Below are 20,243 nucleotides of genomic sequence, written 5' to 3' on the forward strand. Positions count from 1 at the left end.
GTTGCATCCCCGGCGTGGAGAGGACGTGACGGCGATGGAGACCCGGCGGCGATTCCTGTGGGCCGACGCGGCCAAGGGCGTCTGCATTCTGCTGGTCGTGGTGTGGCACACGGTCGGCAAGAGCCAGTTACGGATCGAGTGGACGACGGCCGGTCCGTTCCCGGCCCTGTGGGGCGTCGTCGGCGACGCGCTGATGACCCTGCGCATGCCGCTGTTCTTCACCATCTCGGGCATGTTCGCGCTGAGCGCGTACCGGAGGCCGTGGAAGGAGGTCGTCCGGTCGAGGGTGGCCAGGTTCCTCTACCTGTACCTGGTGTGGATGCTCGTCCACACCGCGATCCTGTGGTTCACCCCCGATTTCGACACCCTGAGCGCCCGGAGCGCCGGGGAGTTCACCGAACAGTTCTTCGTCACCCCGCCCAACCTCTGGTACCTGTACGCCCTGGCCGTCTACTTCGCCGCCGCGAAACTGCTGCGCCGGATCCCGGTCCCGGTCGTGCTGGGCGCGGCGGCGCTGCTGGCGGTCGTCACCGCCGCCGGCGTGCTCGACACCCCGGGCAACCGGGGCTCCCTCCTCCAGAACTTCGTCTTCTTCCTCCTGGGCCTGCACCTGCGCCCCTGGGCCGAACGGCTCGCCGCGACCACGACCTGGCGCCGCACCACGATCGTCGCTCTCGTGTACGCAGGCGCGCTCGCCGCCATGCTCCTGCTGTCGGCCCAGCGCATCCCGACCGTGTGGACCCTGGTCTCCCTGCTGGCGACGGTCTGGCCTGGCTGGGCCGCCGCACCCTGCCGATCTACGTGATCCACATGCCCCTGCTGGCCCTCCTGCACACGACGGTGTCCGGCCACCTGGCCGCCGCGCCGCCGGTGGTGGCCGCGCTCTACCCGGCGGCGGTCACGGCGGCGCTGGTGACGGCCTGCCTGCTGATCGACCGGATCCTCCCGCCGTGGCTGACCGACCTGCCGGGGCGCCGCCGGGAACCGGCGCTCACGCCATGAGGCGGGCGGCGTGACGGCCGATCAGGTGGCGGGCCGCGAACGTCAGGTCCTGTTCCGCGGCCTCCGCCAGGGTCAGCCACCTGTAGGCGTCGCCCTCGCCCTCGTCGAGCGCCACCGGCGGTTCCGTGCCGACCGTCGTCAGGAAGGTGTGCCACACGTGCCCGTCGGCCCCCCGGCGGCACTGGTCGCCGTCGACGGGCTCGGTGGCGATCGGCCTCAGGGACACCGCCCGCAGGCCGGTCTCCTCGTGGAGTTCGCGGGCCGCGCTCACCTCGGGCGACTCGCCGTGTTCGACGTGGCCGGCGGGGATGGTCAGCGCGTAGGGGAAGGCGATCCGGTTGAAGAACAGGAACCGGCCCGACGGGTCGCGGACGAAGACGCCCGCCGTCTCGTGCCACATCCGCAAAGCCGTGTCGACGACCAGCGAGCGGTCGGCGGTCTGGCCGCAGGTCGCGCAGCGGCGGCGGACGCGGCCCGACTCGGTGACCGGTTCGACGGTCTCGGCGCCGCAGTTCAGGCAGTATTCGTGGCGCATGGGCGGAGCCGACCCCCTCCGGAAACGCTGACGAGCCCATTGTGAGGCATGCCGTCTTGACGGGTCGGACGCACGCGTGCATTCTGCGCAGGGATACGGCTTCCCGCCGGGATTGGCACGTTCCAAGCTGACGAGAGGAGCGGCATGCCTCCCAAGCAGCCGATGAACGTGACCGAAGAGGACGACGACCGCGACGACGCCGACGACGAGGGGACCGGCAAGACGATCGCGCGCGATCGGGAGGACCTGCCGTGCGGAGGCGGCCGAGGGAACCTTCGCGCCGGCGGGCCTACCTCCAGATCCCCGACGACGAGAACGAGCGCACGATCACCGAGAAGACCCTGATCCGGCACCTGCCCGACCCTGCGGCCCGCGCGGCGATGATCAGACGGATCGGCACGTTCGCGATGTGCGGCCGAGCGCCTGCGCAAGACCAAGGGCCTCCGGATGACCTGACCACGACGGGAGTGCCGCGATGCTCAAGCAGAACAGGCCCGTGAAGCAGCAGAAGAGGGAGCTCGACGATCCGGCCCCCTGCCGATCCTCGACCTGGCGAGGGAGGACGGCTTCGAGGCCTTCGTCGAACGGGTCGACAAGGGCGACGAGGTCGCCCAGAAGCTGCTCGACGACGCGGGGGTCGCCGAGCTCTACAGCGAGAAGGGCTACGAGTTCTGGTTCGGGAAGGTTTACGGCGTCAGCCGGGCAACCACGCCCCAGGAACTCATGAGGGCGCTCGACAGTGTGCCGTACAAGGACGACGGCGCTGTCTGGACGGCCCTCTCCCGGCTGCTCGGGTTCCCGCCCGACACGGTCCTGCCCGAGAAGATCCTGGCCGAGATGGTCATCGAACACGTCCTGGACGGCGATCCGTTCGTCCGCCAGGAAATCGAGCAGTTCTTCGTCGCCATCGGCGAGGACGTCGGTCTCTACGATCTGGAGCTGGCCCGGCTCGGCGGCCTGGCGCTGCTCGGCGATCCGGCGACCGATCAGCCGCGGAAGGCGTCCACCCGGCAGAACGCCGGCATCAGGCAGGCCACCGCCGCCCGGCTGCGGAAGATCAAGAACGAGCTGGTCGCCGGGGTCCGTGTGAACACCGCCGAACAGCGGTCGCTCGACCGGCTGGCCTGGGTGCTCGCCAACTTGAAGGCCAGCCGTGGGTGCGTGGCCGTGGTCACCATGCTGGAGAACGAGATCCGGTTGTTCGCCAACTCGGCCGACGCCGGGCTCGGCGCCGACTTCAAGCGGCCCTTCGACCTGGCGATGGAGGGCCGGCGCGCGGCCGCCGACGACATCGGCGCCATGTTCGACGAGATGGTCGGCCAGAAGATGGAGGTCCGCAAGCTGAAGGACGGCAAGCTGCCCCCCGACGTGCTGCGCCGGGGCGAGCGACGGCTCCGCAAGACGCTCGACTACCTGGCCTCCCTGGAGAAGCAGTGGGACGACCTGCGGGTGATGACCCACGAGGCGGCGCGCGGGATGAAGATCCACGCGGAGACGCAGGCCGGTGACGTGCTGCTGCGGCAGCGGTCGAGCGCCCTCGGCGAGGAGGCCGGATGGTCCGACGACGAGGACCTCACCAAGCGCGAGGCGGCGCTCCAAGACAAGATCAACGACGGGAGGCGGGCCCGGCTGTCCCGGCGGATCACCGATGCCAAGATCGCGATCGGCATCTCCAAGTTGTGCTGCTTCAAGTGCTGGCTCATGATCCAGGCGCTCCGCGCCGAGGGCGTCACGCTGACGCCGTCGGGCACCCACGCCAAGACCTACGGCTCCGGCTGGCCCGCGCCGGCCAGCCTGGCCCGGCCGTCGCTGCTGCGCGCCTTTCTGCAGATCCCGTCGAAGGCGGAAGCCCGCACCAGCGCCGACGAGTACCTGGTGAAGGCGATGTCGACCCCCGAAGGGCGAGAGGCGATCATCGCCGAGATCGTCTCCTTCACCCAGAAGGGCCAGAAGGATTCCGGCTACGACTCCAGCGAGGACGAGGCAACAGCGGCGTCAAGCTGCCCGAGCTCATCGGCAGCGCCTATCCGGCCGAGCCGAGGGAGGCGAGGTTCTCCAAGCGCAAGACCGTCGGCGGCGAGCAGCGCAAGACCACGTCCAAGCGCCGCAAGACCAAGAAGTAGCAGCGCTAGCGGTAGATCAGCCCAAGAGTGTCGTCGACGCCCTGGTAGACGGCCTCGATCGGCAGCCGCCCCCTGATCCAGGCGCGTAAGCCCTGGTCGGCGACGGCGCGCAGAGTCGAGACGACGGTCTCGTCCACGCCGTCGACGGCCGTGCGCATGACGTCGGCGAACAGTGTGTCGAGCGGGGTGTAGACCTCGGCGGCGCGGGGGTCGTCGGTGGTCTGCAGGACGATCATCAGCCGGTAGAACTGCGGCTGCGTCTGGAACGCGCGGATGGCGGCGTGCACGACGGACCGCAGGCGGTCTTCTGGCGTGTCGCCCTCAAGGGGGAGGCGGCCGAGCCTGCGGCGCAGGCCGTCCTGCCATTCGTCGAAGACGGCCGCGAAGAGGTGTTCCTTCGAGGAGAAGTACCGGTAGAGGGTGCCGAGCGCGACCTCGGCGTCGCGGGCCACGTCGGAGACCTTGATCCTGTCGTAGTCGCTGCCCGCCAGGGCCCGCAGGCCGGTCCTGACGATGCGGGCGCGGCGTTCACGCTGGTCCTTGCGGAGCGATTCCGGCGCCGCCGGGTCCGGCACGTCGGTGACCATCGCGGAGTTCTCCTGATCGGGTGGGAAATGTCGATCTAGGTTACCCTTCCGGCCGCCGTAATGATCATGAAATCCATGGACGTGGCCGCCGAATTGGGCGGCCGCATCGACCCGGCCGCCGCCCGCCGGGTCGTCGATGCCTTCGGCCGCCCCGCCGAGGCCGCCGCCCGCTACCGGCCGCCGCTGGTGCTGCTCGACCCGGCCGACTCCCGCCTGTTCTTGCGCTGGTCGCTGGGTGGCCTCGTGGTCATCCGGGTGGTGGGCGCGGCGCAGGTCGCCGGCGAGCCGGGCGCCGGGGCGCTCGCCTCGTGGTGGCTCGGCGTGGCCCCTGGGTGCTGGCGTCGCTGATCGTCCATCTGGTCCTGTACGCCGCCGTCATCGTCAACGGCCGCTGGACCTCGCCGACCCGGCGGCGCGGCGTGAGCTGCGTCAGCAGCGCAGGTTGACCTCGTCGTAGGTCGACGGGTCGACCGGCGCGAAGTCGTCGCAGGTGTCGGGGTTGAAGATGCTCGCGGTGTAGAGCGCCGGGGCCTTGCGCAGCGGCGGCATCCCGGTGACCCGGAAGGGGGCGCCGCCGTCGTCGATCGTCAGGGTCACCGTCCTCTGCTTCTGCAGCACGTCGGCGATGAGCCGGTACTCGCAGTAGCGCCCGGTCTCCACCTGCACGTCGAAGACCTGCTGCTCGCCGGGCGCGAGCAGCACCGTCTGAGTGTCGAACCAGCTCTTCTCCGACCAGCCGTACTTCTCCATGAATCGGGGGATCGGATGGCGCGCGTCCAGGTCGAAGGAGAGGTCGACGAGCAGCTCGCCGCCCTGCGGGGGCGAGTAGAAGACCGTTCCGCCGAGGGGCGCGCGGCAGTCGGCGGACACCCGCAGGTCCAGGATCCGGACGTCGAGCTTCGAGACGTTCTCCAGCACGAACCGGGTGCCCAGGGTGTGCACGTCGACCCCGCCGAGCGAGCGCATGAGGACCGCCAGTTCGTCCATGTCCGGCGAGTCGCGCAGCTCGTTGATCCTCCGCAGCGTCGCGGCGTCGGGCCGGTAGGCCGCCGGGAAGACGAAGGTGTCACCCGGGTCGAGGTCGCGGACCTTCAGCGCCGCGACGACCACCGGCCTGGCGATCGGGGTGGGCGACGGGGAGGCCAGCACCACGAGCTTGGCCGCGTCGGAGGTGACCGCCGCGATCGTGCCGGTGAGGACGGTCAGCAGCGCTCCGCCGACGACCAGGGCGGGCTTGCGCAGCAGCCGCTGGCGTAAGGACGGTTTCGGGTGGTGTCGGCGCACCCGCCCTATCGAATCGTCCGGAGCGTCCGGGCATCGGTGGTTTCATCCACCTGGTTGGAGGCCCAGGTTCTCCGGTACGCGTCCACCAGCCACGCGTCGGCCCGCGCCTCGTCCGGATGCTCCGGCAGCACGCTCACCGGAGCCGCTTCGGCCAGCCGCCGCTCCAGGTCCGCCGCCATTGCGAGGGCCTCCTCGCGCCCGATCTCGCCGGTCCGGATGGCCACGATGACGTCGCGCCGCGGCATCGGCAGCGTGATCCGCCCGGTCTCCAGCAGTTCCACGCCCTGCAGGCCGAGCCGGACCATGTGCCCGGCCGCCTTCGGCGTCTGGCCGCGGTCGCGCTGGGCGCGCAGGTAGCCGATGAACCGGTCGCCGGCCCGCCGCGACAGGATGAACGACGGGCCCTCGGCCAGCAGCTCCGCGCCGAGCGGGGTGACCGTCGCGTCGGGCGCGAACAGGGCCAGCAGCACGGTCGGGTTGCCGTCGAGCGCCAGCCTCATCCATTTGCGCAGGCTGTAGACGGTCAGGTCGAGGTCGCCCGGCCGCGACCTGACCCCTTCGGGCACCGAGCGGTGGATGTACTGCTCGAAGGTGCGCAGCCCGATCACGTATTCCGGCGGTTCGACGCAGATGCCCAGCTCGTCGCGGTCGCCGGTGTCGCCGACGGTGGTGCCGTGGAGGCGTGAGCCGATCTCGCAGCGCAGGATCGAGTGGTCCGCGGCGATGGCCGCGAACTCGGGGGTGCTGTGCCGCGTCCAGCCGGTCATAGGCTGAATAGTACGATAAATATCGAACTAAGGAGACGCCGTGTTGTTCCAGCCCCTCACCCTGCGGTCGCTGACCTTCCCCAACAGGGTCTGGATGTCGCCCATGTGCCAGTATTCGGCCGCCGTCGACGGGCCGGACACCGGGGTCCCCCATGACTGGCATCTCGCCCATCTGGCCGCCCGCGCCGTCGGGGGCGCCGGGCTCGTCATGGCCGAGGCGACCGCCGTCTCACCCGAGGGCCGCATCAGCCCGGCCGACACCGGCCTGTGGAACGACGCGCAGGAGGCGGCCTGGGAGCGCATCGCCCGGTTCGTGCACGCCCAGGGCGTGATCCCCGGCATCCAGCTCGCCCACGCCGGGCGCAAGGCGTCGACCGACCGGCCCTGGCTCGGCGGCGGCCCGGTCGGACGGGCCGACCACGGCTGGACCCCGGTCGCGCCGAGCCCGATCCCGTTCTCGGAGGCGCACCCCGTACCGGACGAACTGACCGCCGCGGAGATCGGCAAGCTCGTCGAGGCGTTCGCCACGGCGGCCGAGCGGGCGCTGCGGGCCGGGTTCCGGGTGGTCGAAATCCACGGGGCGCACGGCTACCTCATCCACGAGTTCCTGTCCCCGCACAGCAACCACCGCACCGACGCCTACGGCGGCACGTTCGAGAACCGGGCCCGCTTCGGCCTGGAGGTCGTCGACGCGGTGCGCGCGGTCTGGCCGCAGGAGCTCCCGCTGTTCTTCCGGGTGTCGGCCACCGACTGGCTGCCCGAGGGCGAGCCGGCCTGGACGCCCGGCCAGACCGTGATGCTCGCCGCCGAACTGGCCGCCCGGGGGGTCGACCTGATCGACGTGTCGAGCGGCGGCAACGCCTCCACGCAGCGGATCCCGCTCGGTCCGGGCTACCAGGTGCCCTTCGCGCGCCAGGTCAGGGCCGAGGCGGGGGTGCCGGTGGCGGCGGTCGGCCTGATCACCGAGCCGGAGCAGGCCGAGGAGATCGTGGCCACCGGACAGGCCGACGCGGTGTTCCTCGGCCGCGAGCTGCTGCGCGACCCCTACTGGCCGGTCAGGGCGTCGGGGGAGTGGCCGGCCCAGTATCGGCGCGCCGCCCCCTCCCGTCGCTGAGCAGGGCGTTGACCACGCTGTCGAGCAGGCCGGGGAAGAGCCGGTCGAGGTCGGCGCGGCGCAGGCCGTTGAGCTTGGAGGTGCCGCGGTAGACCTGGGAGATCACCCCGGCCTCGCGCAGCACCCGGTAGTGGTGGGTGGTGGTCGACTTGCTGACGGCCAGGTCGATCGCCGAGCACGGCACCTCGCCGCCCGCCGCGGCCAGGAAGCGCACGATCTCCAGCCGCGCCGGATCGGCCAGCGCGTGCAGCACCTCTTCGAGCCGGATCTCCTCGGCCGGGGGATGCTCCAGGACTCTCGCCGTCATGCCTCGATGGTAGTCCGATGAACGTCGGACTTCAGGTTGGCGGCGGCCAGGTCCTCGGCCGCCTCCAGCGGGGTCACGCCCCGCACCGCCGCGTCGGCCAGCAGGCCCGCCACCCGGGGGCCGATCGCCCGCACCCTCGGGATCGCCGACTCCTCGTCGCCGCCCGCGAGCTGCTCGTCGAGGAAGGTGATGCCGCCCGCGCTCATGATGAAGTCGGGCACGAACGTCACCCCCCGTCCGGCCAGCACGCCGGCCAGGTCGTCGTGGGCCAGCACGTTGTTGGCCGGTCCGGCGACGATCCCGCAGCGCAGCCCGTCGACGGTGGCGTCGTCCACCACCTCGCCGAGCGCGCAGGGCGCCAGCACGTCGCACTCCCGGGCCAGGGCGGTCACCGGGTCGATCGCGGTGGCCCCGATCTCGCCCGCCAGGGCGTCGGCCCGTCCCGGGGCGACATCGCTGACCAGCACCTTCGCGCCCGCCTTCACGAGCATCCTGGCCAGATGGTGGCCGACGTGCCCCACCCCCTGGACGACCACCGTGCGGCCCGCGAGGGAGGTGCCGTGCACGTGGGCGACCGCGGCCTCGATGCCGCAGAAGGCGCCGAGCGCCGTCAGCCACGACGGGTCGCCCTCCTGGCAGGTGACGACCGTCGCCTCGGCGGCGATCTGGCGCATCTCGGCCGCGCCGGTGCCGACGTCGATGCCGGGGATGTAGCGGCCCTCCAGCGACCGGATGAACCGGCCGTGCGCGCGCATCAGCTCCGGGGTGGCGGCCTCGGCGATGACGACGCTCTTGCCGCCGCCCAGGCGCAGCCCGGCGGCGGCGGTCTTGCGGGTCATCGCGCGGGCCAGCCGCATCGCGTCGTCGAGGGCGGCGGCGCGGTCGCGGTAGGGGAGGACCCGGACCCCGCCGATGGCGGGGCCCCTGGTGGTGTCGTGTACGGCGATCACGGCGTCCAGCCCGGTGACCGGGTCGTGGCGGGTGACGACCTGCTCGAAGTCGGTTCTCACGTCACACCAGCCGGTAGAAGCGCCAGAAGCCGAAGTCGCCGATCGGCAGGGTCTCGACGTCGGTGAACCCGGCCTCGCGGGCGTAGGCCCGCAGGGTGCCGGGGCGCATGACGGTGCCGGTCGCGGCCGACGGCGTGTGGGCGCGGCCGTCGGGGAGGCAGATGAGCAGGCTGAAGCCGTACATGAGGCGCTCGACGTCGTCGCCGTCCGGGTGGAAGGCGTCGGCGACGGCCTCGTCCATGACGATCACCTGGCCGCCGGGGCGCACCGCGCGGCGCACGGCCGCCAGGGTGTCGACCGGGCGGGGCATGTCGTGCACGCACTCGAACGCGAACACCGCGTCGTAGGCCGCCTCGGGCAGGGTGGCGGCGTCGGCGGCGCGGAAGCTCACGTTGGGCACGTCGGCGTTGGCCTCGGCCAGCGCGATCGACGGCGGGTCGATGTCGACGCCCTCAACGGTCGCCTCCGGGTAGGCGCGGGCCAGCGCGATCGTCGACCACCCGGCGCCGCAGCCGACGTCGAGCACCCGCGCGCCCGGCACGGCCAGCGCCGCGTGCAGGTCGGCGATCTTGGCGACGGCGCCCGGCAGCGCGTGCTCGAACCACGGGCGGTTCATGTCGGCCTGCGACTCGCGGACGTCGGGGCCGTAGTCGTCCCAGCCGACGCCGCCGCCCTCGCGGTAGGCGTCGAGCAGCGCCGGGAGCTGGACGGAGGCCCCGGCCAGCATGCGGGCCAGCGGGGCCAGGTAGTTGAGGCTGCTCCGGTCGGTCAGCACCTCGGCGGCGGCCGGCGGCAGCACGAACCGGCCGTCGCCGCCGACGGCCAGGACGCCGGCCACGGCCTGCTGCTCCAGCCACTCGCGGGCGTAGCGTTCGTCGCCACCCGCCCGCTCCACCAGTTCGGCCGGGGTGGCCGGTCCCCGCGTCAACGCGTCGTACCACCCGAGGCGGTCGCCCAGGTGGATCGCCAGCACGTCGGTCATCCCGAGCGCGGCGCGGAAGAGCCGGTCGGCGAAACCGGCGACGGTCGTGTCCATGTCGAATTCCCTTCGGTCACCGGCCATTACGCGCCCTTCACCGTCATCGGTTCCCCGTGACAGCGCCGCGAAGGGCCCGTGACAGAGGCCTCCCGCACGGTGGTGGCATGAAACTCGAAACGCGCTTCCAGCGGGGAGACGAGGAGGCCTTCGCCGACATCGCCGGCCGCTACTCGCGGCCCATGTTCGCCGCCGCCTACGGGATGCTCGGCGACGCCGAACTCGCGGCGGACGCCGTACAGGAGGCCCTGGTGAAGATCTGGCAGAAGGCCGCCACCTACGACCCCGACCGCGAGCTGGAACCCTGGTTGTTCACCATCACCCGCCGCGCCGCCGTCGACGTCCACCGCAGGGCGCGGCGCAACGCGGGGGCGACCGACCTCGACGCGGTCGCCGGCCGCCTGTCGGTGCCGCCGCCCTCCCTTGACCACCAGTGGACCTCGGTGCAGGTGTCGCGGGCGCTGGCCCGGCTGACCCCGCAGGAGGCGCAGGTGCTGCGGATGGCCTACTTCGAGGACATGACGCAGGCCGAGATCGGGGCGGCGCTGGGCGTGCCGGTCGGCACGGTCAAGAGCCGCACCTTCCGGGCCCAGAGGCGGCTCGCGGAGCTGCTCGCCCACCTGCGATTCGGACCGGCCGAAAGCCGTCACGAAGAGTCGGAGGCGGGGCACAGGACTCGCCTGTGCCCCGTCCGGTGAAGATCTCAGAAAGGCGCTCCCTGCGTCCTGGCGACCACCTCCTTCCGCGGGCGGCGGATCACCGGGCCACCGCGGCGGCGCCCCGCCACGTCCGGTAGGCGGCCGGGTCGATCACCGCGGAGCGGGCCGGCGGGTCGAGGCGCACGCCGCCGGGCCCCACCGAGAGCACCGACCCGGGCGCGGCGGGGGAGCTGAACGGCACCCGCAGCACCCCTCCGTCGAAGGCGGCCACCGAGCCGAGCACGCCGTCGGGGATCGCGGGCTCGGCCACCTCGCCGGTCGACGGCGTGAAGACGACCAGCCGCGAGCGGGACCCCCGCTCCACCCGCAGCACGACCCGCGCGCCGTCGCCGCCGATCGCGGCGACCCGCTCGGCCAGGCCGCCCAGCACCGGACGGCCGCGCCACCGGAACCCCGGCGGGCCGCCGGGCGGCATCCCGACGAGCCCGCCGGGGAGCACCCGGGCACCGGTGACGGCGCCGGGCATCAGCTCCCAGCTCCCGTCGGAGAGGTCGAGCACCACCGGTCCCGGCGCCTCCGGCCGGGTCAGCCCGACCAGCCGGGGCGCGAGCACGACCCCGGGCCCGGTCGCGCCCGGCGGCAGGTCGGCCAGCCGCTCCAGCCCGTGGGCGGTGACGCGGCAGACCGCACCGCCGATCACCAGATCGCCGGAAAGGTGCATCCACGGCCCCCGCCCGGCCGTGATCGTCGTCTCGGCCGACTGGGTGACCAGCGAGATCCGGTGGCGGCCGTCGTCGTTGCGGCACAGCAGCGCCCGCTCGCCGTCGAGCGGGCTGATCTGGGTGGTGGCGTCGCAGGCCGAGGCCAGCGGGCGCACCAGCGGGTCGGGACCGGTGAAGTCCCACACCTCCGGGCGGTGCACGCCGCCCCCGTCGGCCGCCAGGCAGGCGGCGTACCGGCCGTCGGCGGAGAACCGCCAGTTCACCCTCACCGTCGTCACGGGTCCCACGATGCTCAGGTCGCCTTGTGGGCGACTTGTGGGTTACTGAAGATCCAGTGGGCCGGCTCGAAACGCCTCATCAGGGCAGGGTTTTCTGACCGTTGACGCCCTCTTAGCACACTTGTAACATTCAGCCATCACTGCGCAAGAATCTTGCAAGGTGATGTTTGATTCCTATCTTTTCCTCGCAACTTCAGGGATGCACAGCGTCCGTGCTCCTGTACCCCCCGACCCCTGTAGTGCCATGCCGAGAGATAGAAGAAGGCGATGACGAGAAAGCACGGACCGTTACGGCTGCTGGCGGCATTTGTCGCGGCAGTTCTCGTCGTGACCGTGGGGCCGCTGCAGCCGGTCTCCGCGGCCGGCGGGCCCAACCTCGCGGCCGGGAAGGCCACCGCCGCGAGCAGCACGAACTCCCCCTACCCCTCATCCAACGTCGCCGACGGCAACCAGGAGACCTACTGGGAGAGCGCCGGCAGCACCTTCCCGCAGTGGGTCCAGGTCGACCTGGGCAGCGCCCAGAACGTCGACCAGGTCGTCCTGAAGCTCCCCGCCGGATGGGGCGCCCGCACCCAGACCCTCTCGGTCCAGGGCAGCCTCGACAACAGCGGCTGGTCGACGATCGTCGGCTCGGCCGGGCAGAACTTCGCCCCCGGCAACGCCAACACCGTCACCCTGAACTTCGGCGCCACCAACACCCGGTACGTCCGCGTGAACATCACCGCGAACACCGGCTGGGCCGCCGCGCAGCTCTCCGCCCTTGAGGTCTACGGCGTCACGAGCTCCTCGGGCAACCTCGCCTCGGGTCGCACGATGACCGCCAGCAGCGTCTCGCAGAGCTACGTCGCGCCCAACGCCAACGACGGCAACGCGAGCACCTACTGGGAGAGCAACAACAACGTCTTCCCCGAGTGGCTCCAGGTCGACCTCGGCGCCTCGGTCGCGGTCAACCGGGTCGTGCTGAAGCTGCCCCCGGCCACCGCCTGGCAGACCCGCACCCAGACCCTGGAGATCCAGGGCAGCGCCAACGGCTCCAGCTTCTCCACGCTGGTGCCCTCCGCCGGGTACACCTTCAACCCGGCCACCGGCAACACGGTGACCATCAACTTCACCTCCGCCGCGACCACCCGCTACGTGCGGCTGAACATCACCGCCAACACGGGCTGGGCGGCCGGGCAGATCTCCGAGTTCGAGGTGTACGGCCCCAGCGGCCCGGTCGACACCCAGGCGCCCAGCGCCCCGGGCAACCTGACCTACACCGAGCCCGGCGGCACCCAGATCCGGCTCGCGTGGAACGCCTCCACCGACAACGTCGGCGTCACCGGCTACGACGTCTACCGGGGCGGCCAGCTCATCGCCAGCGTCGCGGGCAACGTGCTGACGTACACCGACAACCAGCCGGCCACCGCCACGGTGACCTACTTCGTCCGCGCGAAGGACGCCGCGAGCAACGTCTCGGGCAACTCCAACTCGGTCACCCGCCAGGGCCAGTCGGGTGGTGACACCCAGGCGCCCACCACCCCGGGCAACCTCGCCTACACCGAGCCCGGCTCCAACCAGATCCGGCTCACCTGGACGGCTTCGACCGACAACGTCGGCGTCACCGGCTACGACATCATCCGCAACGGCTCGGCCGCGGGCAGCGTCTCCGGCACCACGCTCGTCTTCACCGACACCCAGCCGGCCACCGCCACGGTGACCTACCTGGTCCGGGCCCGCGACGCCGCCGGCAACGTCTCCGGCGACAGCAACTCGGTCACCCGCACCGGCACCAGCCAGCCCGGCACCAACCTCGCCACCGGCAAGGAGATGGTCGAGTCGGGCCACGTCCACACGTTCGTCGCGGCCAACGCCAACGACAACAACCTGGACACCTACTGGGAGGGCGCGTCGGGCAGCTGGCCGAGCACCCTGACCGTCAAGCTCGGCGCCAACGCCAACGTCACCTCGGTCGTGCTGAAGCTCAACCCGTCGTCGGCGTGGGGCGCCCGCACCCAGAACATCCAGGTCCTGGGCCGCGAGCAGTCGGCCACCACCTACACCAACCTGGTGTCGGCGGCCAACTACACCTTCAACCCGACCTCGCAGAACACCGTCACCATCCCGGTGAGCGCGACCACGGCCGACGTGCAGCTCCGCATCACCAGCAACACCGGCGCCCCGGCGGGCCAGATCGCCGAGTTCCAGGTGTTCGGCACCCCGGCCCCCAACCCCGACCTGGTCGTCACCTCGGCCACCTGGTCGCCCGCCTCCCCGGTCGAGACCGACTCCATCACGCTGTCGGCGGTCGTCCGCAACAACGGCAACGCCGGCGCCCCGGCCTCGTCGGTCAACCTCTACCTCGACACCACGCGCGTCGCCACGGTGAGCGTCCCGGCCCTCGCGGCGGGCGCGCAGACCACCGTGACGAGCAACATCGGCCCGCGTGACGCCGCCTCCTACTCGGTGAACGCCAAGGTCGACGAGAACAACACGATCATCGAGCAGAACGACGGCAACAACGCCTTCGTCAACACCACGGCCCTCGTGGTCCGCCCGGTCGACAGCTCCGACCTGGTCGCCTCGCCGGTGGCCTGGACCCCGACCAACCCCTCAGGCGGCCAGACCGTCACCTTCAGCGTCGGCATCAGGAACCAGGGCACCGTCGCCTCGGCGGGCGGCGCCCACGGCATCACCCTGACCGTCCTGAACGACCAGGGCACCGTGGTCCGCACCCTGACCGGGTCGTACAGCGGCGTCATCGCCGCCGGCGCGACCACCTCGCCGGTGAGCCTCGGCACCTGGACGGCCGCCAACGGCCGCTTCACGGTCCGCGTCGTGCTCGCCAACGACGCCAACGAGCTGCCGGTCAAGCAGGCCAACAACACCACCAACAACGGCCTGTTCGTGGGCCGCGGCGCCAACATGCCGTACGACCACCTGGAGGCCGAGGACGCCGTCCGCGGCGGCGGCGCCGGAATCGTCGGCCCGAACCGCACCATCGGCGACCTGGGAGGTGAGGCCAGCGGCCGCCGCGCCGTCACCCTCAACACCACCGGCGCCTTCGTCGAGTTCACCACCCGGGCCCAGACCAACACCCTGGTCACCCGCTTCTCGATCCCCGACGCCGCGGGCGGCGGCGGCATCAACGAGGAACTCAACGTCTACGTCAACGGCGCCTTCCACAAGTCGATCAACCTGACGTCCAAGTACATGTGGCAGTACGGCAACGAGGCGAGCCCCAACAACTCGCCCGGCTCCGGCGGCCCGCGCCACATCTACGACGAGGCCAACATCTTCCTCGACGGCTCGTTCCCGGCCGGCACGAAGATCAAGCTGCAGAAGGACGCGGCCAACGCGACCAACTACGCGATCGACTTCATCAACACCGAGCAGGTCGCCCCGATCGCCAACCCCGACCCGGCGAAGTACGTCGTGCCGACCGGCTTCACCCAGTCGGCCGTCACCGCCGCGCTCGACAAGGCCCGCATGGAGAGCGGCTGGGAGGGCGTCTACCTGCCCGCCGGCGACTACTCGGTGCAGAGCAAGTTCAACGTCTACGGCAAGCCCATCAAGGTCGTCGGCGCCGGTCCCTGGTACACCAGGTTCTACGCCCCGACCAGCCAGGAGAACACCGACATCGGCTTCGACGTCCAGTCGTCGGCCAACGGCGCCTCCTTCAGCGGCTTCGCGGTGTTCGGCAACTACACCTCGCGCAACGACGGCCCCGGCAAGGTCTGGAACCTGACCGGCGTGAGCAACATCTCGATCGACAACATGTGGATCGAGCACCAGATGGTCATGGTGTGGGGCACCAACGTCAGCAACCTGCTGCTGACCAACAGCCGCGTCCGCAACATGTACGCCGACGGCCTCAACCTGACGAACAACAGCAAGAACAACACCGTCAGGAACATCGACGCCCGCTCCACGGGTGACGACGCCTTCGCCCTGTTCAACGCGATCGACATCGTCCAGGGCGACAACACGGGCAACCTCTGGGAGAACCTCTCGGTGACCACCCCGTGGCGTGCGGCGGGCCTGGCGGTCTACGGCGGCCAGAACAACACGTTCCGGAACATCTACATCGCCGACACGCTCTGCTACTCGGGCATCACGGTCTCCTCGCTCGACTTCGGCTACCAGTTCAAGGGCTTCGGCACCCAGCCGACCACCCTGGAGAACATCTCGATCATCCGGTCGGGCGGCCACTTCTGGGGCGCGCAGACCTTCCCGGGCATCTGGATGTTCTCGGCCTCCAAGGAGTTCCAGGGCATCCGGATCAACAACGTGGACATCGTCGACCCGACGTACTCGGGAATCATGTTCCAGACCAAGTACAACGGCGCCGCCGAGTACCCCCACACCGACACGATCTTCAACAACGTCTCGATCTCGGGCGCCCAGAAGAGCGGCGACGCCTTCGACGCCAAGTCGGGCTTCGGCATCTGGGTCAACGAGATGCCGGAACAGGGTCAGGGCCCGGCGGTCGGCTCGGCGACCTTCAACAACCTGACCTTCAGCAACAACTTCCAGAACATCAAGAACACGACCTCGACGTTCACCCTCAACATCAACTAGTCCCCCGCTGAGCGGGCGCTGCCGCCGGAAGGCCAACCTCCGGCGGCAGCGCCTTTTCTAGTCCCACCAGAACGACCAGGCGTTGCGTCCCTTGATCAGCTCCGCGTAGTCCTCCAGCGTGCCCGGACCCTGGACGATGGTGTCGGGGCAGAACGTCCAGTGCTCGGCGGCCACGTGGACGGCGTGCAGCGAGGTCGTCGGCGGCGCGGCCACGCTCAGCTCCAGGGTGTTGAAGCCCACCCCGACCACCCGCGCGCCGAACCGCTCCTCCCACGAGCGCACGACCGCCGCCATGGGCACCGCCCACTCGTTGTGGTTGACCGCCCCCTGCCAGCCCATGACGGCCAGCGCGTCGGCGCCGCGGTCGGCCGCCACCAGGCCCAGCGGGGTGCCGTTGCGGGCCAGCTCGCGGGCGTACCAGTCGGCGACCACGTCGGGGTGGGCGACCGGGACGCCGGGCTCGGCCAAACCGGGGGAGACCGGCCCGAAGGGCTCCAGGTTGCCGATCTGGTCGTGGGAGGCCGTCTCGACCCAGTCGGCCCACACCTCGTCCATGAACGCCTGGGCGTGGAACAGGTCGATGCGGTCGGCGTCGTCGGGGGCGATCTGCCCGACCGACCACGGCTGGACCGACTCCTCCAGCAGCAGCGGCCACAACCCCGAGGCGGGGTGTTCGGCCCGTAAGCGTGACCACAGTTCGCCGGACACGGGTTCGTCGCTCAGCCAGAACGCCGGCCGCCGGTGCGGGCGCCCGCGTTCGAACGTCGGGTCGGGCCACACGGTCACGCCGGGAGGCAACTCCACGGTGAGCTCGCGCCGCACGCCGTCGTCGGCGAACAGCTCGCGGAGCTCGGGCGGCAGCAGCCCCTTTCTAACCGGCACGGCGAAAGAATAGTTCACGCGTTGTTCGTGCGGTTATCGTGTGGTCATGCCGGTTCCCCGACCTCTGCGGCCGGGCGACCCGCGGCAGGTCGGGGGCTACACCCTGACCGGCCTGATCGGCGAGGGCGGCCAGGGCACCGTCTTCCACGGCCACACCGCCAAGGGCGAGCCGGTCGCCGTCAAGGTCCTGCACGCCCGCGTCTTCGGCAGGCGCGACTTCCACAACGAGGTCGCCGCCGCCCGCAGGGTGGCCCAGTTCTGCACCGCCCGCGTCATCGACGCCGACGTGACCGGCGAGCGGCCCTTCATCGTCAGCGAGTACGTCGACGGCGAGTCGCTGGAGTCCCTGGTGAGGCGCGAGGGCCCCCGCGACGCGGGCTCCCTCGACCGGCTGGCCGTCGGCACCGCCGCGGCGCTGGCGGCGATCCACCGAGCGGGCATCGTCCACCGCGACTTCAAACCGGCCAACATCCTGCTCGGCGCCGACGGCCCCCGCGTCATCGACTTCGGCATCGCCCAGGTCGTGGACGCCGCCGGCACCGAGGCCAGCCGCGTGCAGGGCACCCCCGCCTACATGTCGCCGGAGCAGCTCGCGGGCCGCCGTCCCGGCCCCGCCTCCGACGTCTTCTCGTGGGGCGTGACGATGACGTTCGCCGCGACGGGCAAACCGGCGTTCGGCAACGACAGCATCCCGGCGGTGATGAACCGCATCGTCACCCGCGAACCCGACCTGTCGTTCGTGCCCTCGCGGCTGCGCGGCGCCCTGGCGGCCGCCCTGGCCAAGGACCCGGCCGACCGCCCCACGGCCGCCGACCTGCTCGTGACGCTCGTGCACGCCCGCGACGAGGGCCACCAGGCCCACGAGCGCTCCGCCCGCCGCCGCTGGGCCCTGATCGGCGGTTCGCTGGGCCTGATCGCCGCCTCGCTGGCCACGGCCGTCGTGGTCCTCCCGGCCGATCCGCCGCCGCCACCCGTCGTCACGGTCTCCCCGATGAGCCGCCCGGTCGACGCCGCGTTCGGGCAGCCGGTGGGCACACCCTTCACCGGCCACCGGGGAGAGGTGCTGTCGGTGGCCGCCGGGGCCCTCGGCGGGCGTCCGGTGGCCGTGTCGGCGGGCCGCGACGGGACGGTGCGCGTCTCCGACGCGGTGACCGGCGCCGCGATCGGCGGGCCGCGCCGCGTGAACGCGCTGAGCATCTCGTCGGTCGCCGTCGACGGCGACGTCGTGGTCTGCGGCGGCTACGGCGCCGGGTTGTGGCTGTCCGGCCTGCGGTCGGGCCGCAAGATCGGCTTCGAAGCGGAGACCGGCGACGTGCTGGCGCTCGGCGTGACCCGGCTCGACGACCGCACCGCCGTGGTGACCGCGGGCCCCGACTCCGTGCGGGTGACCGACCTGTCGTCGGGCGAGGCCCTGCTCAGGCTCGGCGGCGGCGCGACGGCGGTGGCGTTCACCATCGTCGAGGGCCGCGACGTCGCCGTGACGGCCGGTCTCGACGGCACGGCCGAGGTCTGGGACCTCCACTCCGGCGAACCCGTCATCACCCCGTTCCCCCTGCCGGGGGAGCTGCTGGCCGTCTCGTCGGCCGGCGCCCGTCCCGTCGTGGTGACCGCCGCCCCCGACAACACCCTGCGGGTGTTCGACCTCCAGTCCGGCACGCCCCTGGGCACCCCCTACCGGGGCCACACCGACCGCGTCAGCGCCCTCGCGACGACCGAGCTCGACGGGCATCCCGTGGTCGTCTCGGGCTCCTGGGACGGCACCGTCCGCGTCTGGGACCTGATCAGCGGCACCCCCGTCGGACCTCCGCTGACCGGTCACCGGGGCTGGGTGACGTCGGTCGCGGTGGCCGTCGTCGAGGGCGTGCCCGTCGTGGTGTCCGGCGGGCGCGACGGAACGGTCCGCACCTGGAGGTTGTGACGCTCCAGCGTGGCGAAGACGATGACGTTGCCGTCGTAGTGGCCCTCGCCGGGATCGAACGCGCCGCCGCAGGTGATGAGGCGCAGCCGGGCGTCGGGGGAGGCCCCGTAGACCTCACGGGTGGGGAAGTCCTTCTTCGCGTGGGTACGCACCTCCTCCACCCGGAACCTCACGGTCCGCCCGTCCTTGAGGGTGACGAGGATCCGGTGGCCGGGCTCCAGGTCACCGAGTCCGGCGAACACCCCCGGCCCGGTCAGCGAGTCGAGATGGCCCGCGATGACGGCCGGGCCGGGATCGCCGGGGCGCACACCGGCGGCGTACCACCCGGCGACCTCCGCCCTCTCCGGCGCGACCAGGACGCCGTGGGCGTCGAGCGTCAGCCGCTCCAGCCGCGACCGCACCCCGATCGCCGGGATGACCACCTCGACGGGCTCGGCGTGCCGCCGCTGCGGCCGGACCTTCGCGACCTGGTTCTCCACCGGCCCCCATCCCGCCGCCTCGGCGGCCTCCGGATCGAGCGTCCCGGCCTGTGCGGTCGCGGCGAGCACCGTGGGGGAGACCGCGGGCATGTCCGAGCCGGCCGCCGTGCATCCGGCCGCCAGCAGCACCGCGACCGGCATCGCCAGTCGTCTCATGTGACGCTCAGCAGATCACGTCGTCGCGCCCAAGTGGGTGCGGAGCCGTAGCAGAACCGGAACGGCGAGGACCAGCGCGCCCGCGAGCGCGAGCAGCCAGACCGGGGGGCCGGAGTCGGCGAGCCCGCCCATGCCGGTGTCGACGGCGCCCTTCGGCGTCACCCCGGGCGCCGCCGCGTCGGTCAGCGGGAGAAGTTGCAGCCCCCGGTCGCCGTCGAGCACCACGACCGTGTTGGTCGACCCTGGCGCGAGCCGCACGTCGGCGCTGGCGGTCTCGTCGCCCGCGGCGGCGGTGATCTTCTGCATGGCCGCGTCGACCTCGGTGTACTCGGGCGTGTCGGCGAAGCGCAGATCCTCCTCCAGATCCCCGGCGGACACCGTCACCACCCGCTCCTTGAGAGACGCGGCGATGACGCGCAGCCCCGCCTTCCCGTCGGGAAGTTCCATGGTGTCGTTGAGAACCTGCAGCCGAATGCTCTTGTACGGCCCCATCCCCGCCACCGTGTAGGCATGCCCGCCCTCGACCCGCACGTTCGCCGACAACACCGGCGGCGTGTCCGCCGAGGCGCCGGCGGGCCGCATCGCGACCGTGTACTGCCCCGCGCCCAGGTTCTGGTAGGGCGACACCCCGCCGTAGGGCACCGCGTCCAGCACGAGTTTCGGCCGGTCACCGCCGAACGGATAGAGGTAGACGTCGACCGCCGGGGTGTCGGGGGACAGGTGCGCGAGCCGGACGTGCCCGACCTGCGGCGCCGCGTGCGCGGGCGCGGCGAGGAAGATCAGCAGGAGGGCGCCGGTGAGTAACCGCGGGAGTTTCATCGTGC

The 20,243-nt window shown here is 71.7% G+C and carries 19 protein-coding genes; 8 read left to right on the forward strand and 11 right to left on the reverse strand.

Annotated elements, in window-relative coordinates; all coding sequences use genetic code 11:
• The first annotated feature begins 34 nt into the window (after positions 1–34).
• Both QSK34_RS05160 and QSK34_RS05165 read left to right on the forward strand, forming a co-directional pair.
• Positions 35–805, forward strand: a complete 771-nt coding sequence (locus QSK34_RS05160) for an acyltransferase family protein (RefSeq protein ID WP_285582045.1) — start codon at positions 35–37, stop codon at positions 803–805.
• Positions 802–1,002 carry a hypothetical protein gene (locus QSK34_RS05165; RefSeq protein WP_285580464.1) on the forward strand — a complete coding sequence of 67 codons (201 nt, stop codon included), beginning with the start codon at positions 802–804 and terminating at the stop codon, positions 1,000–1,002. The genes QSK34_RS05160 and QSK34_RS05165 overlap by 4 nt, the downstream gene beginning before the upstream one ends.
• On the opposite strand, the gene QSK34_RS05170 is transcribed toward QSK34_RS05165, so the two are convergent.
• Positions 992–1,537: an NUDIX hydrolase gene (locus tag QSK34_RS05170; protein ID WP_285580466.1), complete on the reverse strand. Its 546-nt coding sequence runs from the start codon at positions 1,535–1,537 to the stop codon at positions 992–994. The genes QSK34_RS05165 and QSK34_RS05170 overlap by 11 nt on opposite strands.
• A 723-nt stretch (positions 1,538–2,260) precedes the next feature.
• Here QSK34_RS05170 and QSK34_RS05175 point away from each other — a divergent pair.
• Complete coding sequence (locus QSK34_RS05175; RefSeq protein ID WP_285580468.1) at positions 2,261–3,736, forward strand: hypothetical protein; 1,476 nt, start codon at positions 2,261–2,263, stop codon at positions 3,734–3,736.
• On the opposite strand, the gene QSK34_RS05180 is transcribed toward QSK34_RS05175, so the two are convergent.
• On the reverse strand, positions 3,666–4,247 hold the full coding sequence (locus QSK34_RS05180; protein ID WP_285580470.1) for a TetR/AcrR family transcriptional regulator: 582 nt from the start codon (positions 4,245–4,247) through the stop codon (positions 3,666–3,668). The two genes, QSK34_RS05175 and QSK34_RS05180, sit on opposite strands and share 71 nt — an antisense overlap.
• A gap of 66 nt (positions 4,248–4,313) precedes the next feature.
• On the opposite strand from QSK34_RS05180, the gene QSK34_RS05185 reads away from it, so the two are divergent.
• Positions 4,314–4,595 carry a hypothetical protein gene (locus QSK34_RS05185; RefSeq protein WP_285580472.1) on the forward strand — a complete coding sequence of 94 codons (282 nt, stop codon included), beginning with the start codon at positions 4,314–4,316 and terminating at the stop codon, positions 4,593–4,595.
• An 81-nt stretch (positions 4,596–4,676) separates the two neighbouring features.
• On the opposite strand, the gene QSK34_RS05190 is transcribed toward QSK34_RS05185, so the two are convergent.
• Together QSK34_RS05190 and QSK34_RS05195 are read right to left on the reverse strand one after the other, a co-directional pair.
• Positions 4,677–5,531 (reverse strand): hypothetical protein, encoded by an 855-nt coding sequence (locus QSK34_RS05190; RefSeq protein ID WP_285580474.1) that lies wholly within the window; start codon positions 5,529–5,531, stop codon positions 4,677–4,679.
• A gap of 5 nt (positions 5,532–5,536) precedes the next feature.
• A complete protein-coding gene (locus tag QSK34_RS05195) occupies positions 5,537–6,298 on the reverse strand; it encodes a nucleotidyltransferase domain-containing protein (protein ID WP_285580476.1) in 762 nt (253 codons plus the stop codon).
• A gap of 94 nt (positions 6,299–6,392) precedes the next feature.
• Between QSK34_RS05195 and QSK34_RS05200 the strand changes: the two genes are divergently transcribed.
• A complete protein-coding gene (locus QSK34_RS05200) occupies positions 6,393–7,412 on the forward strand; it encodes an NADH:flavin oxidoreductase/NADH oxidase (RefSeq protein WP_285582047.1) in 1,020 nt (339 codons plus the stop codon).
• Here the strand turns inward: QSK34_RS05200 and QSK34_RS05205 are convergent.
• Genes QSK34_RS05205 through QSK34_RS05215 form a run of 3 tightly spaced genes read right to left on the reverse strand, consistent with a single transcriptional unit; the run spans position 7,354 to position 9,765 of the window.
• Positions 7,354–7,719, reverse strand: a complete 366-nt coding sequence (locus QSK34_RS05205; protein ID WP_285580478.1) for an ArsR/SmtB family transcription factor — start codon at positions 7,717–7,719, stop codon at positions 7,354–7,356. The genes QSK34_RS05200 and QSK34_RS05205 overlap by 59 nt on opposite strands.
• Entirely contained in the window at positions 7,716–8,729 is a 1,014-nt protein-coding gene (locus QSK34_RS05210; protein ID WP_285580480.1) for a Glu/Leu/Phe/Val dehydrogenase dimerization domain-containing protein, read from the reverse strand. Before QSK34_RS05210 ends, QSK34_RS05205 begins: the two co-directional genes overlap by 4 nt.
• A gap of 1 nt (position 8,730) precedes the next feature.
• A complete protein-coding gene (locus tag QSK34_RS05215) occupies positions 8,731–9,765 on the reverse strand; it encodes a class I SAM-dependent methyltransferase (protein ID WP_285580482.1) in 1,035 nt (344 codons plus the stop codon).
• Between the two features lie 107 nt (positions 9,766–9,872).
• On the opposite strand from QSK34_RS05215, the gene QSK34_RS05220 reads away from it, so the two are divergent.
• A complete protein-coding gene (locus QSK34_RS05220) occupies positions 9,873–10,463 on the forward strand; it encodes an RNA polymerase sigma factor (protein WP_285580484.1) in 591 nt (196 codons plus the stop codon).
• 58 nt (positions 10,464–10,521) lie between these two features.
• Here the strand turns inward: QSK34_RS05220 and QSK34_RS05225 are convergent, their stop codons facing one another.
• A complete protein-coding gene (locus QSK34_RS05225) occupies positions 10,522–11,424 on the reverse strand; it encodes a hypothetical protein (protein ID WP_285580486.1) in 903 nt (300 codons plus the stop codon).
• A 267-nt stretch (positions 11,425–11,691) separates the two neighbouring features.
• On the opposite strand from QSK34_RS05225, the gene QSK34_RS05230 reads away from it, so the two are divergent.
• Complete coding sequence (locus QSK34_RS05230) at positions 11,692–15,984, forward strand: discoidin domain-containing protein (RefSeq protein WP_285580488.1); 4,293 nt, start codon at positions 11,692–11,694, stop codon at positions 15,982–15,984.
• 57 nt (positions 15,985–16,041) lie between these two features.
• Here QSK34_RS05230 and QSK34_RS05235 read toward each other — a convergent pair whose 3' ends face one another.
• Positions 16,042–16,866 carry a DUF4253 domain-containing protein gene (locus tag QSK34_RS05235; RefSeq protein WP_285580490.1) on the reverse strand — a complete coding sequence of 275 codons (825 nt, stop codon included), beginning with the start codon at positions 16,864–16,866 and terminating at the stop codon, positions 16,042–16,044.
• A gap of 46 nt (positions 16,867–16,912) precedes the next feature.
• On the opposite strand from QSK34_RS05235, the gene QSK34_RS05240 reads away from it, so the two are divergent.
• Entirely contained in the window at positions 16,913–18,784 is a 1,872-nt protein-coding gene (locus QSK34_RS05240; protein ID WP_285580492.1) for a WD40 repeat domain-containing serine/threonine protein kinase, read from the forward strand.
• Here the strand turns inward: QSK34_RS05240 and QSK34_RS05245 are convergent.
• Together QSK34_RS05245 and QSK34_RS05250 are read right to left on the reverse strand one after the other, a co-directional pair.
• A complete protein-coding gene (locus QSK34_RS05245) occupies positions 18,682–19,419 on the reverse strand; it encodes a class F sortase (RefSeq protein WP_285580494.1) in 738 nt (245 codons plus the stop codon). The two genes, QSK34_RS05240 and QSK34_RS05245, sit on opposite strands and share 103 nt — an antisense overlap.
• A gap of 15 nt (positions 19,420–19,434) precedes the next feature.
• Complete coding sequence (locus tag QSK34_RS05250) at positions 19,435–20,238, reverse strand: DUF4397 domain-containing protein (protein ID WP_285580496.1); 804 nt, start codon at positions 20,236–20,238, stop codon at positions 19,435–19,437.
• Positions 20,239–20,243: the final 5 nt, after the last annotated feature.

The sequence above is a fragment of the Herbidospora sp. NBRC 101105 genome (assembly GCF_030269205.1).
Lineage (GTDB): Bacteria > Actinomycetota > Actinomycetes > Streptosporangiales > Streptosporangiaceae > Herbidospora > Herbidospora solisilvae.

Bases quoted from the DNA above. Each gene is read 5' to 3' on its own strand.
- QSK34_RS05160 (WP_285582045.1), top strand. From the start codon at position 35: ATGGAGACCCGGCGGCGATTCCTGTGGGCCGACGCGGCCAAGGGCGTC.
- QSK34_RS05170 (WP_285580466.1), bottom strand. From the start codon at position 1,537: ATGCGCCACGAATACTGCCTGAACTGCGGCGCCGAGACCGTCGAACCG.
- QSK34_RS05175 (WP_285580468.1), top strand. From the start codon at position 2,261: ATGAGGGCGCTCGACAGTGTGCCGTACAAGGACGACGGCGCTGTCTGG.
- QSK34_RS05180 (WP_285580470.1), bottom strand. From the start codon at position 4,247: ATGGTCACCGACGTGCCGGACCCGGCGGCGCCGGAATCGCTCCGCAAG.
- QSK34_RS05185 (WP_285580472.1), top strand. From the start codon at position 4,314: ATGAAATCCATGGACGTGGCCGCCGAATTGGGCGGCCGCATCGACCCG.
- QSK34_RS05195 (WP_285580476.1), bottom strand. From the start codon at position 6,298: ATGACCGGCTGGACGCGGCACAGCACCCCCGAGTTCGCGGCCATCGCC.
- QSK34_RS05200 (WP_285582047.1), top strand. From the start codon at position 6,393: ATGTCGCCCATGTGCCAGTATTCGGCCGCCGTCGACGGGCCGGACACC.
- QSK34_RS05205 (WP_285580478.1), bottom strand. From the start codon at position 7,719: ATGACGGCGAGAGTCCTGGAGCATCCCCCGGCCGAGGAGATCCGGCTC.
- QSK34_RS05215 (WP_285580482.1), bottom strand. From the start codon at position 9,765: ATGGACACGACCGTCGCCGGTTTCGCCGACCGGCTCTTCCGCGCCGCG.
- QSK34_RS05220 (WP_285580484.1), top strand. From the start codon at position 9,873: ATGAAACTCGAAACGCGCTTCCAGCGGGGAGACGAGGAGGCCTTCGCC.
- QSK34_RS05230 (WP_285580488.1), top strand. From the start codon at position 11,692: ATGACGAGAAAGCACGGACCGTTACGGCTGCTGGCGGCATTTGTCGCG.
- QSK34_RS05240 (WP_285580492.1), top strand. From the start codon at position 16,913: ATGCCGGTTCCCCGACCTCTGCGGCCGGGCGACCCGCGGCAGGTCGGG.
- QSK34_RS05245 (WP_285580494.1), bottom strand. From the start codon at position 19,419: ATGAGACGACTGGCGATGCCGGTCGCGGTGCTGCTGGCGGCCGGATGC.
- QSK34_RS05250 (WP_285580496.1), bottom strand. From the start codon at position 20,238: ATGAAACTCCCGCGGTTACTCACCGGCGCCCTCCTGCTGATCTTCCTC.